General features: G+C 69.3%; 18 protein-coding genes. 8 read left to right on the top strand and 10 right to left on the bottom strand.

Translation table 11 applies throughout. From position 1 onward, the window contains the following. Position 1 precedes the first annotated feature (1 nt). The 5 genes from ACETK8_RS01510 to ACETK8_RS01490 form a co-directional block, all read right to left on the bottom strand. Positions 2-823 (bottom strand): AraC family transcriptional regulator, encoded by an 822-nt coding sequence (locus ACETK8_RS01510; protein ID WP_374037751.1) that lies wholly within the window; start codon positions 821-823, stop codon positions 2-4. Between the two features lie 159 nt (positions 824-982). Continuing rightward, a complete protein-coding gene (locus ACETK8_RS01505) occupies positions 983-1,414 on the bottom strand; it encodes a DUF1178 family protein (RefSeq protein ID WP_374037750.1) in 432 nt (143 codons plus the stop codon). Beyond that, positions 1,411-2,262 (bottom strand): carbon-nitrogen hydrolase family protein, encoded by an 852-nt coding sequence (locus tag ACETK8_RS01500; protein ID WP_374037749.1) that lies wholly within the window; start codon positions 2,260-2,262, stop codon positions 1,411-1,413. The genes ACETK8_RS01505 and ACETK8_RS01500 overlap by 4 nt, the downstream gene beginning before the upstream one ends. Beyond that, positions 2,262-2,519 carry a glutaredoxin 3 gene (gene grxC, locus ACETK8_RS01495; protein WP_374037748.1) on the bottom strand — a complete coding sequence of 86 codons (258 nt, stop codon included), beginning with the start codon at positions 2,517-2,519 and terminating at the stop codon, positions 2,262-2,264. The genes ACETK8_RS01500 and grxC overlap by 1 nt, the downstream gene beginning before the upstream one ends. Before the next feature lie 64 nt (positions 2,520-2,583). Beyond that, a complete protein-coding gene (locus tag ACETK8_RS01490) occupies positions 2,584-3,390 on the bottom strand; it encodes a ComF family protein (protein ID WP_374037747.1) in 807 nt (268 codons plus the stop codon). Here ACETK8_RS01490 and ACETK8_RS01485 point away from each other — a divergent pair. Next, positions 3,389-4,273, top strand: a complete 885-nt coding sequence (locus ACETK8_RS01485) for a methyltransferase domain-containing protein (RefSeq protein WP_374037746.1) — start codon at positions 3,389-3,391, stop codon at positions 4,271-4,273. The genes ACETK8_RS01490 and ACETK8_RS01485 overlap by 2 nt on opposite strands. On the opposite strand, the gene ACETK8_RS01480 is transcribed toward ACETK8_RS01485, so the two are convergent. Both ACETK8_RS01480 and ACETK8_RS01475 read right to left on the bottom strand, forming a co-directional pair. Continuing rightward, entirely contained in the window at positions 4,270-4,716 is a 447-nt protein-coding gene (locus tag ACETK8_RS01480; RefSeq protein WP_374037745.1) for an OmpA family protein, read from the bottom strand. The two genes, ACETK8_RS01485 and ACETK8_RS01480, sit on opposite strands and share 4 nt — an antisense overlap. Positions 4,717-4,818: 102 nt before the next feature. After that, complete coding sequence (locus ACETK8_RS01475; RefSeq protein ID WP_374037744.1) at positions 4,819-5,169, bottom strand: YMGG-like glycine zipper-containing protein; 351 nt, start codon at positions 5,167-5,169, stop codon at positions 4,819-4,821. A gap of 160 nt (positions 5,170-5,329) precedes the next feature. Between ACETK8_RS01475 and ACETK8_RS01470 the strand changes: the two genes are divergently transcribed. The 4 genes from ACETK8_RS01470 to ACETK8_RS01455 are packed head-to-tail and all read left to right on the top strand — an operon-like array spanning position 5,330 to position 7,991. Beyond that, positions 5,330-5,686 carry a hypothetical protein gene (locus ACETK8_RS01470; protein ID WP_374037743.1) on the top strand — a complete coding sequence of 119 codons (357 nt, stop codon included), beginning with the start codon at positions 5,330-5,332 and terminating at the stop codon, positions 5,684-5,686. 45 nt (positions 5,687-5,731) lie between these two features. Next, positions 5,732-6,688 (top strand): diacylglycerol/lipid kinase family protein, encoded by a 957-nt coding sequence (locus ACETK8_RS01465; RefSeq protein ID WP_374037742.1) that lies wholly within the window; start codon positions 5,732-5,734, stop codon positions 6,686-6,688. Positions 6,689-6,690: 2 nt separating this feature from the next. Continuing rightward, positions 6,691-7,542 (top strand): metallophosphoesterase family protein, encoded by an 852-nt coding sequence (locus tag ACETK8_RS01460; RefSeq protein ID WP_374037741.1) that lies wholly within the window; start codon positions 6,691-6,693, stop codon positions 7,540-7,542. Next, a complete protein-coding gene (locus tag ACETK8_RS01455; protein ID WP_374037740.1) occupies positions 7,542-7,991 on the top strand; it encodes a hypothetical protein in 450 nt (149 codons plus the stop codon). The genes ACETK8_RS01460 and ACETK8_RS01455 overlap by 1 nt, the downstream gene beginning before the upstream one ends. Positions 7,992-8,059: 68 nt before the next feature. Here the strand turns inward: ACETK8_RS01455 and ACETK8_RS01450 are convergent, their stop codons facing one another. From ACETK8_RS01450 to ACETK8_RS01440, 3 genes are all read right to left on the bottom strand, one after another. Then, positions 8,060-8,236: a DUF1328 domain-containing protein gene (locus ACETK8_RS01450; protein WP_374037739.1), complete on the bottom strand. Its 177-nt coding sequence runs from the start codon at positions 8,234-8,236 to the stop codon at positions 8,060-8,062. A gap of 241 nt (positions 8,237-8,477) precedes the next feature. Continuing rightward, positions 8,478-8,882, bottom strand: coding sequence for a hypothetical protein (locus tag ACETK8_RS01445; protein ID WP_374037738.1), 405 nt, complete (start codon positions 8,880-8,882; stop codon positions 8,478-8,480). Next, a complete protein-coding gene (locus ACETK8_RS01440; protein ID WP_309628865.1) occupies positions 8,882-9,259 on the bottom strand; it encodes a glycine zipper domain-containing protein in 378 nt (125 codons plus the stop codon). Before ACETK8_RS01440 ends, ACETK8_RS01445 begins: the two co-directional genes overlap by 1 nt. 207 nt (positions 9,260-9,466) lie before the next feature. Between ACETK8_RS01440 and ACETK8_RS01435 the strand changes: the two genes are divergently transcribed. The 3 genes from ACETK8_RS01435 to ACETK8_RS01425 all read left to right on the top strand — a co-directional run bounded on the left by ACETK8_RS01435 (position 9,467) and on the right by ACETK8_RS01425 (position 11,731). Next, a complete protein-coding gene (locus ACETK8_RS01435; protein WP_374037737.1) occupies positions 9,467-10,120 on the top strand; it encodes a fumarylacetoacetate hydrolase family protein in 654 nt (217 codons plus the stop codon). Beyond that, on the top strand, positions 10,117-10,761 hold the full coding sequence (maiA, locus tag ACETK8_RS01430; RefSeq protein WP_374037736.1) for a maleylacetoacetate isomerase: 645 nt from the start codon (positions 10,117-10,119) through the stop codon (positions 10,759-10,761). Before ACETK8_RS01435 ends, maiA begins: the two co-directional genes overlap by 4 nt. A gap of 79 nt (positions 10,762-10,840) precedes the next feature. Beyond that, positions 10,841-11,731 carry an aldo/keto reductase gene (locus tag ACETK8_RS01425; protein ID WP_374037735.1) on the top strand — a complete coding sequence of 297 codons (891 nt, stop codon included), beginning with the start codon at positions 10,841-10,843 and terminating at the stop codon, positions 11,729-11,731. The last annotated feature ends 89 nt before the right edge of the window (positions 11,732-11,820 follow it).

Raw genomic sequence — 11,820 nt, 5'->3', positions numbered from 1 at the left:
GCTAGGCGAGATGCGGCGGGGCGGGCTTGTAGGTTTGCGACGCGATGGCTCGGGCCAGTTCGACCTGTTCGCGCGCCCATTCGGTGGCCGTGCAGCCGAGGAAGCGGCGGAAGTCCCGCGCCATCTGGGGCTGGTCGAAATAGCCGGCGCCCAGACCCGCCTCCAGCCAGCCGGAGCTCTCGTCGGACGGCTCCAGCGCGTGGTCGAACACCCGCCGGAACCGCATCACCGAGCGCAGCATCCGGGGCGAGACCCCGACACGGTCGAGGAACCGCCTCTGCAATGCCCGCTGTTCGGAGGGGGATCGGTCGGGCGCGGGGTCGTCCGCCATCATGGCCTCGACCTCGGCGCGGACGGTCGGATCGAGGCTCCAGCCCTGTTCGACCCGCAAGGCCTCCAGCCGGTCGGTCATGGCCCTGGCCTGCGCCTCCGGATCGCCGACTGGGGCGACGACGCCCCTCAGCCGCTCGACCATGGTCAATCGTTGATCCGTGGCCGTGCTCAACGACGCGCCCAGCCAGTCGCGCGCCCCGTCGGGATGGAAGCGGACGGCGACCAGTTCGACCGGCCCGACCGGGCGGATGGCGATGGGTCGGGTCATCTGGCCGGCGAACAGGGCGGGAGGCTGCAATCGCCAGACCCCGTTCGGCCCCTCCTCCTCATAGGGCGAGCCGACGTCGAGGATCAGCTCGGGACAGCCGTCCGGCGCGATCCGCTGGACGGTGTCGGAGGGCTCGGGACAGGCATAGGTCCAGACCACCTTGACCCAGGGGGCCAGGGATGGCGGCGGCGGAAACTCGGCGTAGCGTTCTTCTGTGTTCAACGGAGCCCCCATCCCTCTTAACCGTGCACCCCAGCGAAGGCTGGGGTCCAGATGGAAAAGACGGTGGCTGGGTCAGCAGGCGCGAATGCGAAGTCCGGTCCGCTTGAATTCGTAATCTGGACCCCAGCCTTCGCTGGGGTGCACGGAGATTGGGTTAGGTCAGTTCGCCTTGCCGGGATCGACCGGTGCGGGCGGCAGGGGGGCGCAGGGGACGCCGTCCTCCTTGAGCTTCTTCACCTCGGCGGGGGTGGCCTCGCCGTAGATCTCGCGCTGTTCGGAGCGGCCCTCGTGGATGTCGCGGGCCTCCTTGGCGAAGCTGTCGCCGACATAATCGAAATTGGCTTCGACGTGGCTGCGGACCTCGCGGGCCGCCTCCATCATCATGGCCTGGACCTTCGACAGGTCGGGAGCGGGCGCGGACTTCCTGGTCCCCGAGACGGCCGGGGCCATGACCTGTTTCTGGACCGCGCGCGAGCCGCAGAAGGGGCATTCGACCAGGCCGCGCGCCGCCTGGTCGTCATAGTCGGACGACGAACCGAACCAGGCCTCGAACGGGTGGCCGTGGTCGCAGGCGAGGGCGTAGCGGATCACAGCGGGCCTGCGAATTCGCGATCGTGCCGCAGCGCCGGGACCGAGGCCCGCGCCTTTTCGACGAGGGCGAAGTCCAGCTTGGCGTGCAGCACGCCCGGCTCGTCGTGGTCCAGTTTGGCGATGACCTCGCCCCACGGTCCGACCACGGTCGAGCGGCCCCAGGTCTTGCGACCGTCCTCATGCGTCCCGCCCTGGGCCGGGGCCAGGACGAAGGCGCCGGTCTCGATGGCGCGGGCGCGCAGCAATGTCTCCCAGTGGGCCTCGCCCGTCGGGACGGTGAAGGCGGCGGGCACGGAGATCATCGACGCCCCGGCCTTGGCCAGTCGGCGGAACAGGTGCGGGAAGCGGATGTCGTAACAGACGGCCAGCCCCAGACGGCCCCAGGGCGTATCGGCCACTGCCGCCCCGTCGCCGGGCCGGATGGTCGAGCTTTCGCGATAGGTCTCGCCGTTCGGCAGGTCGACGTCGAAGACATGCAGCTTGTCGTAGCGGGCGACGATGCCGCCGCCAGAGTCGATCAGAAGGCTGCGATTGGCCGCGCGGTCGTCGCCCGAATGGCCCGATTTCACGATGGCCGAGCCGATCAGCAGCCAGACGCCTAGCTCCGCCGCCAGCCGACGTAAGGCCAGAACCACCGCGTCCTGATCCTCGGTCGTGATGGCCAGACCGCGCCGATCCTTCCGCTGTTCCAGAAGATTCGACCCTTCGGGCGTGAGGATGAATTTGGCCCCCTCGACCGCCGCCTGACGGATCAGGGGCTCGATATGGGCCAGCGCCTCGGCCTGCGTCGCCGGGGTGCGGGTCTGGATCAGGGCGACGGCCAAACCTGAAGAGGGCAGTTCGGACATCAGGCCGCCAGAAGCGGATCGAGCTCGCCGCGTCGGTCCAGGGCGTGGATGTCGTCGGAGCCGCCGACGTGTGTTCCGTCGATGAAGATCTGGGGGAAGGTGGCCTTGCCGCCCGACTTCTCGACCATCTCGGCCTTCTTTTCGGGGTCGTTGGAGGCCACGATCTCGGTGAACTCGACGCCCTTGCGGGTCAAGAGGCCCATGGCGGCGACGCAATAGGGGCAGCCGGGTTTGGTGTAGAGTACGACGTCGGCCAAGGCTTGAACTCCGAATAGCAAAATCGACCGTGCACGACGCACGCCTGACGATCGAACCGTTCCCCTATCTAGGCAGTTCCCGCGCGCTTTTCACCCTCGCGATGACGGCCAGGTCCACGGCGCGGGCTCCGGCCTCCAGAAGGGCCCTGGCGCAGGCCTCGGCCGTCGCCCCGGTGGTCAGGACGTCGTCGACCAGAAGGATGCGCCGGCCCCGCACGGACCGCGCCCCGGCCTCGGAGACGGCGAAGGCGGCTTTCACATTGAGCTTGCGGCCCCGGAGGCTGCGCCCGCCTTGCGTCTCCGTGGCGCGGGCGCGGATCAGGGCGTCGGGCAGATAGTCGCGCTTCGCGGTTCGGGCCATCGGTCGGGCGATCTCCGCCGCCTGATTGAACCGCCGGGCGAGGAGGCGCGACGGATGCAGGGGCACGGGCACGACGGCGTCGCAGTCCTCGATCAGGGGTGCGGCGGCCCGGCCGAGCCAGCGGGCGAACAGACCGGCGAACTGCTGCTGGTCGCCATGCTTGAACTTCAGGATCAGGCCGCGCGAGGCGGTGTCGTAGACGCAGGCGGCGCGGGCCCGGGCGAAGACATAGGGCTGTGCCGTGCAGGCGGCGCAGCGATCCGAGGCGAAGTCGCCGCCGTCAAACTCGAACCCCGCCCCGCAGCCGTCGCAGACCGGATCCTCCAGAAAGATCACCCGGGTCCAGGCGTCGGTCGTCAGCCCTGCCGCCGCCGTGGCCTCGCGGCTGTCGTGGGCCAGCGGCGGGAGGACCAGATCGGCCAGACCGCGCCCGACGGAGCGGAAAGCGCGGCCGATCCGCGACCGGCCGTCTTCCCAACGCGCGCTCCAGTCCCCATCCTGAACGGCCATGACCGAAACCGGCCCTCCCTTGATCTTCGACGCCCAGAGACGCGCGGCCCGGCTGGCGCGATCGGAGCGGCGCATCGGCGAGGCCGATTTCCTGCACGCCCGCGCGGCCGAGAACGCCGTTCTCAGTCTGGAGGCGACCTTGCGCGAGTTTCCGGTCGCCGTCGACCTGTCGGCGCACCCGGGGCCGTTCGCGGAGGCTTTGGCGGCGAGCGACGCCGTCGGGCGGGTGGGGTCGCCGCGTCCGGTGGGAGACCGGTCGGACCGCGCCGCGCCGGGGGCTCGGCCGTTGGAGATCGAGGCGGGCTCGGCCGACCTGATCGTCTCCCTGATGACCCTGCACTGGGCCAACGACCTGCCGGGCGCCCTGTCGCAGATCCGCCGGGCCTTGAAGCCGGACGGACTGTTCCTCGGAACCTTGCTGGGTGCCGGCACCCTGAAGGAGCTGCGCGCCGTCCTGACCGAGGCCGAGCTGGCCGAACGCGGAGGGGCCCAGGCGCGGGTGTCGCCCTTCGCCGACGGTTTCGACGGCGCGGGTCTGTTGCAGAGGGCGGGGTTCGCGCTTCCGGTCTCGGACGTGGACCGGCTGACGGTACGCTATCCGGACCTGCTCGCCCTGATCCGCGACCTGCGCGCCATGGGCGAGACGAACGTGCTGGCGGGAACGATCCGCCCTCTGACCCGGCCGATCATCGCCCGCGCCGCGGTCCTCTATGCCGAGAAGTACGGCGAGGCCGACGGCCGCATTCCCGCGACCTTCGAGATCGTCAACCTGGCCGGCTGGGCTCCGCACGAGAGCCAGCCCAAGCCGCTGCCGCGCGGATCGGCCAGGACCCGGCTCGCCGACGCGCTCGGCGTCGTCGAGCACGGGCGGCGAGATAATTAGAGAGGCGCGGCCTCGACCAGGACCTCGGTGCGGCGGCGCAAGGGTTCCGCCACGCCGGTCGCGGTCGTCGCCCCCTGGTCGCCGGCGGCGGCCAGTTCGAAGGCCGGGGCGGGCCAGCCGGCGGCCGTCAGGGCCTCGGCCACGGCCAGGGCGCGACGCTCCGAAAGGGCCTGGTTGGCGTCGGCGCTGCCGGTGGACGAGGCCAGGCCGAGCACCTTCACCGTATTGATGCGGCAGCCCTGAAGCTGGGTCGCCGTCAGGCCGATGGCCGTGCGCGCCGCATCGGTTAGCTGGGCCTGATCCTCGGCGAAATAGATGTCGAACCGCTTGGCCGCGCAGGCCGAGGGTTCCGCCACCAGAGCGTCCCGGCCGGGCGTTCCCATGCTGGAACAGCCCGCCAGCGCCACGGCCGCTGCGCCCATCGCCAGCACTATCGATTTCATCGTCATTCGCCGCCTCCCTGAATTCTTCATTTGCCTTGCCCGGCATGCAAAGGGCGGCCCGTCGTCGACGAGCCGCCCTGGAAAACCTTGCGGTTCAGCGTCTTAGTAGCGACGCTGGCCGTTTTCCCAGTAGCACTCGTCCTGGCGGTTGTCGTAGCAGTAGTAGTAATTTCCGCGGTTATCGCGGTAGCGCTGCTGGTTGTTGCGGTCGGCTTGCGAGCCGCGGATCGCGCCGACGGCGCCGCCGGCGAGGCCGCCGATCAGGGCGCCGGTGGCGGCGTTGCCCGAGCCGACGTTGTTGCCGATGATGGCGCCGGCCACCGCGCCGAGACCGGCCCCGATGGCGCCCTGGCGGACGGTTTGGTTGGAGCCGTTGTTGTAGCCGTACGGGTCGCTGGCGCAGGCCGAGGCCAGCAGGCCGGCGGCCCCGATCGCGATAATCGCCTTGTTCATGGGATGGTCCTTCATTCCTGATGTTCGCCCCGAGAGCGAGAACGCTGGATTATGGCAGAGGTTCCGCGCCTATTCTCACGCTTAACGATGACATAGGATTGCAGGGTGGAGGCGCGAGGGGCGCAGACCACGCCAAGGCAGTCGAGAGGGGAGTTTCGATATGCGTTTTCCTGAACCGGTCCGGAATGCGGACGACCACGGCACGCCCGTCTGGGCCCGCACCAAGCGCCGCTCGGGCGGCGGAGGCGGCGGTTTCGTCGGCTTCATCGTGACCCTTCTGGCCCTGTTCGGCGTCCTGACGGCCGTCCTGGGCATCAAGGAACGGTCGCTGGCCGAGGGCGGGGCGATGATGGACGGCTGGATCACCGCGGGCGTCGATCAGGGCAAGAAACTGATCGGCCAGGCGCCGGAGGCCGCCGAGGTCGCCGCCGACAAGGCCGGGGCCGCCGCGGAGCGGACCGGCGACGCCCTGGAAGCGGGCGCCGCGACCACGGCCGAGAAGTTGAAAGCAGAATAGTGAAGCTTCGCCGGAACACCCGGCGAAACGGCGCGTTCGGGCGGAATGACCGACACCATACTGCCTGACGTCGAGACCTCGACGCCCGACATCGCGCCCTCCGAACCGAGGGCGCTGACGCCGCATGTCGAGATCCGGCGGGTGGTGGTGCTGGTCAATCCGTTGAGCGGATCCGTCGGGCCGCGCGCGGCCGACGAGGTGCGCCAGATCATGACCGACTACCCCTGCGAGGCGGAGGTGGTGGAACTGGTCGGCGACACCATGGACGCCCAGATCGACGAGGCTTTGGCGTCGGAGCCCGATGTCCTGTTCGTCCTGGCGGGCGACGGCACGGCGCGGGCGGCGGCGTCCAAGGCCGGGCCGAAGGGGCCGCTGGTCTCGCCCCTGCCGGGCGGGACGATGAACATGCTGCCCAAGGCGCTTTACGGCACCACCGACTGGAAGGCGGCGCTGAGGGACGCGCTGGAGAACGGCTCGGCCCAGTGCGTGTCCGGCGGGGTGGTGGAGGGTCAGGCCTTCTACTGCGCCGGCATCTTCGGCTCGCCTGCCCTGTGGGCCCCGGCGCGCGAGGCCATGCGGACGGGCAAGCTGAGCCTGGCCTGGACCTACGGGCGTCGTGCCCTTCGCCGCGCCTTCTCCGGCAAGATCCGGGTCGAACTGGATCTGGGCAAGCCGCGTCGCAGCGAGGCCCTGGTCCTGATCAGCCCGATGATCTCGCGTGCGCTTCAGGAGCCGGTGGGGCTGGAGGCGGCGGCGATGAACCTGTCCGACATGTCCGAAGCCTTCCGCCTGGCCGCCAACGCCGTGTTCAGCGACTGGCGTCAGGACCCCTCGGTGGTGACCAAGCCCGCCCGCCTGATCCGCATCCGGGGTCGGTCGCGCATCCCGGCGGTGCTGGACGGAGAGCCGGTGCTGCTGCCGAACGACGTGACCGTGGCCTTCCGCGCCAAGGCCTTCCAGGCCCTGGTGCCCGAACCGCCGGCGGCCGAGGACTCGGTCTGAGCGTGGGACGGGTTCTCCAGTTCTCGGACATCCATTTCGGGGTCGAGCACGAGCGCGCCTGCGCCGCCGCCCTGGAATGGGCTCACGCGGCGCCCAGCGACCTGATCCTGATCACCGGAGACATCACCCAGAAGGGCTATCCCGACGAGTTCTCCGCCGCCGGCGCCTGGATCAGGGCCATGCCGACGCCGCGCTTCGTCATCGTCGGCAATCACGACGTGCCCTACTGGGATCTTACCGCGCGACTGTTTTACCCGTGGAAGGCGTTCGAGGAGGCGACCGGACACCCGGCCCACGACGGGGAGTTCATCTCGGACACCGTCATGGTGCGCGGCGTGGTCACCGCGCGCGGCTGGCAGGCCCGGCCCAACTGGTCCAAGGGCGTCATCGACCTGGACCAGACCCGGCGCGCGGCCGAGGCCCTGCGTCAGGCGCCGGTCGGGGCGCTGCGCATCCTCGCCTGTCACCACCCGCTGATCGAGATGATCGGCACTCCCATGACTGGCGACGTGAAGCGCGGCGACGCGGCGGCGGCGATCTTCGCCGAGGCAGGGGTCGACCTGATCACCACCGGCCACGTCCATGTGCCCTTCGCCCTGCCGATCGACCTGTCGGACCGCTGTTCCTACGCCATCGGCTGCGGGACCCTGTCGCACCGGGAGCGGGGCACGCCGCCCAGCTTCAATGAGATCGTCTGGGACAAGCACCAGATCACGGTCAACGCCATCGCCTGGACCGGTTCGGTGTTCGAATGCGCCCAGTCCTGGAAACTCCCGAGGCGTCAGGACACCCGCCATGTGGAGACCGCGCCCGATCCCGCCGTGCCCGGCGTGAAGGAGGCGGCGGCGGTCTGATGCGGGCGGGAATGGTCTGTCTGGCGGCGGCGATCAGCCTGGCCGGGAGCGTTCCGGCGGCGGCCCAGAGCGCACCTCCGGCCGAGGCCCACGAGCCGCGTCTGCAGGGGCTGACCGCAGAAGAGGCGGCGGTTCTGATCCTCAAGTTGCAGGAGGCGCAGGAGAAGCTCAGGCGCGGCGAGGCGATGTATTTCGAACTCCTGTCCGGCGCCCCGGCGTCCTACGCCCAGACAACGCTGACGCCGCGCGAGGCCTTCCTGGCCGCCGATTTCAGTCGCCCGTTCCAGATCACCCGGCCCAGGATCGACAATCCACTGTGGAAGCCCCATCAGGTGATCCTGGCGCCCGACGGACCGGGCAATCTGTTGGCCGATGTCGAGGTGGTGCTGGGCTTCTACGGCGATCTCGAGCGGGTGAGGATCTACTACCGGCCGCCCCACCCCTTCTGATCGCAGACACGAAAAGAGCCGCGACCCGAGGGCCGCGGCTCTTCAACTCGGTCAGCCTGAACGGCCGGCTATATTCGTCCGCCGCGTCCCCGAAGTCCGCCCGCGACCAGCGAGATGACGAACAGGATGATGGCGATTACGGCGATGAATTTTGCGATATCCATGGCTGCACCGAAGACAGTGGTGAAGCCCAAGGCGGCTGCAATCAGCGCAACCACAAAGAAAATGATGGCCCAGCGAATCATGGACGGTCCTCCAAGTAGAGGGTTGATGGAAAGCGTCGCCCAGCTTCGACGCCGCTTGCCAAATCAACGCCTCGAGGTCTGTCCCGTTCCGACACGAAGCTGAACGATTCGCGGCGAAGACTTCGCGATGTCTTGGATTCCTTTTGTCGGATAGCCGACATTTGCTTGCGCTGTGCCCCAAACGACTTCGGGAGGACCGCATGGCGATCCTCCCGACAGGTTCGTCTCTGATTTTCGAGGCCTAGCGCCGGTAGCCGCGACCGTGCGGTTTCTCGGTGAAGGCGGCGGCGACCATGGTGGCCAGCGCCGGGTTGCGCAGGAAGATCCAGCCGCCGGCGAGGGCCGCCACCGTGCCGAGGATCGGACGCTGGCGGAACAGGGCGAAGGCGCGCTGGCCCAGACCCAGATCCTCGTCGTCGTCCTCGTCGTCGTCATCGTGGCCGCCCGAGGCGTTCAGATAGACGAGGGCGACGATGATCGCGATCAGGGCGAAGAAGCCGGCCGTGATGGCGGCGGCGCCCAGAGGCGGCAGAACGAGCGCGAGCGCGTAGAAGAGTGTGGCCCCCAGGGCCACGACCGCCACGAAGGCGCTGGCGGCGACCACGAAGGCCGCCGTCAGTTTTTTAACCAGCCCCTTGCCGATCATCAGCGGCGACGGCCGGCGAGCAGCAGGCCGAGGACGACGCCGACGCCGAGCGCGATGGCGGTCGACTGGACCGGACGTTCCTGGACGCGTTCGGTGATGTAGCGCTGGGCTTCATCGAAACGCTCCGAGGCGTCGTCGTAATATTCGCGGCCGCGCACGCGGGCCTGGTCGTAATAGCCGCGGGCCTGGTCGCGCAGTTCGTCGGCGCGCTCGCGGATGCGGGCGTCGGCCTCGGCGGCCTTCTCGCGCAGGCGGGCCTCGGTCTCGGCCGCCTTGGCCTTCAGGCGCGCGGTTTCCTCGCGCGCACCGACCTTCAGGTCCTCCTTGAGGGTGTTCAGGTCGTTCTTGATGTCTTCACGAGCCTTCGAGGTCGCCATGGTGCCGCGCTCCGTTATGTCAGCTTTGCCGTAGATACAGGCCTAGTGCGGTCAACGCCAGATAACGGCGGCGGTTCCTCGCGGTGCAGCATGTCGCGGTGAGGCAATAGGCAACAGGCAGTAGGCATCAGTCGATTTTGCGACGGTTGGGCCCGTGCGTCGAACCCCTATTGCCTAGTGCCTGTTGCCTATTGCCTATAGCGCCCCATGACCTCCTATCTGTTCGCTCCCGCCCCGACCCCGTCCCTGCCGATCGTCGGCGATCAGCGCCGGTTCCCGGTGCGGCGCATCCTCTGCGTGGGCCAGAACTATGCGGCCCATGCGCGGGAGATGGGCAACGACCCGACGCGTCAGGAACCCTTCTTCTTCTCCAAGCCCGCCGATGCGGTGGTCGTGGACGGGGCGGACCCGGCCTATCCGTCCGCGACGGAGAACCTGCATTACGAGGTCGAACTGGTGGCCGCGATCGGGGAGGGGGGCGAGGTCGTCGGCTGGGCCGTCGGCGTCGATCTGACGCGGCGCGATTTGCAGGCCAAGGCCAAGGAGAAGGGGCGGCCGTGGGACGCGGGCAAGGCCTTCGATCAGTCGGCGCCGTGCGGGGCGCTGACGCTCGGCGCCCTGCCGGAGGCGGCCGGGGCCATCGCCCTGACCGTCAACGGAGAGACGAAACAGTCGTCCACGCTGGACCAGATGATCTGGAACCCGGCCGAGATCGTGGAGAAGGCGCGCACCCTGTGGGCGCTGCAGCCCGGCGACCTGATCTTCACCGGCACGCCCGAAGGGGTCGGGCCTCTGGTGAAGGGCGATGTGGTCGAGGCGACCATCGCGGGTCTTCAGACGCTGAAGTTCACCGTCCAATGATCCTGCACGGCTATTTCCGCTCCAGCGCGGCCTATCGGACGCGGATCGCCCTCAATCTGAAGGGCGTCGCCTATGAGCAACACGCGGTGGATCTGCGCACGGGCGCGCAGCGGTCCGAGGCCTTTCTGAAGCTGAACCCGCAAGGGCTCGTGCCGGCGCTCGAGGTCACTACCGATTCCGGGGGCGCGGTCATCACCCAGTCGACCGCCATCCTCGAATGGCTGGACGAGACGCATCCCGAGCCGCCCCTGATGCCGACCGATGCGTTCGGCCGAGCCCAGGTGCGGGGCATGATCGGGCTGATCGCCTCGGACATTCATCCTCTGAACAATCTGCGTGTGCTGACGGCCCTGCGCGGGACCTTCGGCGCCGATCAGGCCCAGATCGACGCCTGGGCCGGCGGCTGGATGGTTCCGGGGTTCCAGGCGCTTTCGGCGCTGACGCAAGCGCAGGGCGCGGGCTGGCTGCATGGCGATGCACCGACCCTGGCCGACTGCTACCTGATCCCCCAGCTTTATTCGGCGCGGCGGTTCAATGTGGACCTGACGCCCTTCCCGGCGCTGACGGCGATCGAGGACCGGGCCCTGGCCCATCCCGCTTTCGCCGCCGCCCATCCGGACCGGCAGCCGGACGCCGACTGAGCGAGTCGCGTTCCGCCGGTAAGGAACTCGCAGGGTTTCCCTCAGCATCGCTTAAGCATTGCCGGTGCAGAGTGCCGGAGTGAAATCAGGCGTCTCCCCTTCTCCGGCCGCGAAGCTGGCCCTCGCGGTCGTGACCGAGCCTGAACGCGCGCTCCCGATCCCGGTCGGCGCCCGCGAAGACGCCATGCGCACACTGTTGCAGACGGCGGGCGACGCCGGGGTCAACCTGATCGCCACCCGCCCGACCGGCGACGGCGAACGCATCTTGGGTCAGTCCTGGCCCTTCCCCTCGCCCTTCTCGGTTTCGGTTCGCACCGTGGCCCTGTCGGAAGGTCTGGACCGGGTCGAGGCCCGCGCCCGGCGTTCGCTGGAGCGGATGGGCCTGCCGCGCGGCGACGTCCTGCTGGCCTCCGGCGCCTCCGACCTGGCCGGGGCCGAGGGCCGCGCCCTGTGGGACCGGATGCAGGCGCTGAAGGACAAGGGCCTCTACAAGCGCATCGGCTTCATGGCGACGATGGAGGACGGGCCGGTGCTGCTGGCGCGCCGCTTCCAGCCCGACGTCGTGCAGATGCCCTGCAATATTCTGGACCAGCGTCCGGTGACGGAAGGCACGCTCTCGGAACTGGCCGGGTTGGGCGTCGACGTCCATGTCTCGTCGGTGTTCGCGCGGGGCTTGCTGTTCACCAATCAGGAAAACCTGCCGAAGCATCTGGCCGAGCACGGGCCTGCCCTGTCGCGGACGCGTCGTCGTCTGGCCGAGGCGCGGATCGATCCGATGCAGGCGGCCCTGGCCTTCTGTCTCGGCCTGCCGCCGGCCGCTGCGGTCGTCGCCAGCGTCGCCTCGGCCGCCGAACTGCGCGCGGTCCTGGCCGCCGCCCACGCCCCGCGTCCCGATCTGGACTGGGATGCGCTCGCCTTCCAGGAGCCGGCGATCCTGGTCGCGCCTGAACGCCGACAGGTCGCGGCTTAACGTCTCCTCCCCGTCCGAAGGATGGGGAGGTGGCAGCGAGCTCTTTGCGAGCTGACGGAGGGGGCGACCGGGTCTCGCCGGGTCAGCGC

The organism is Brevundimonas staleyi, assembly GCF_041893865.1.
GTDB lineage: Bacteria > Pseudomonadota > Alphaproteobacteria > Caulobacterales > Caulobacteraceae > Brevundimonas > Brevundimonas staleyi.
The sequence above is the reverse complement of the archived record's forward strand: the minus strand, read 5'-3'. Positions and strand labels throughout refer to the sequence as shown.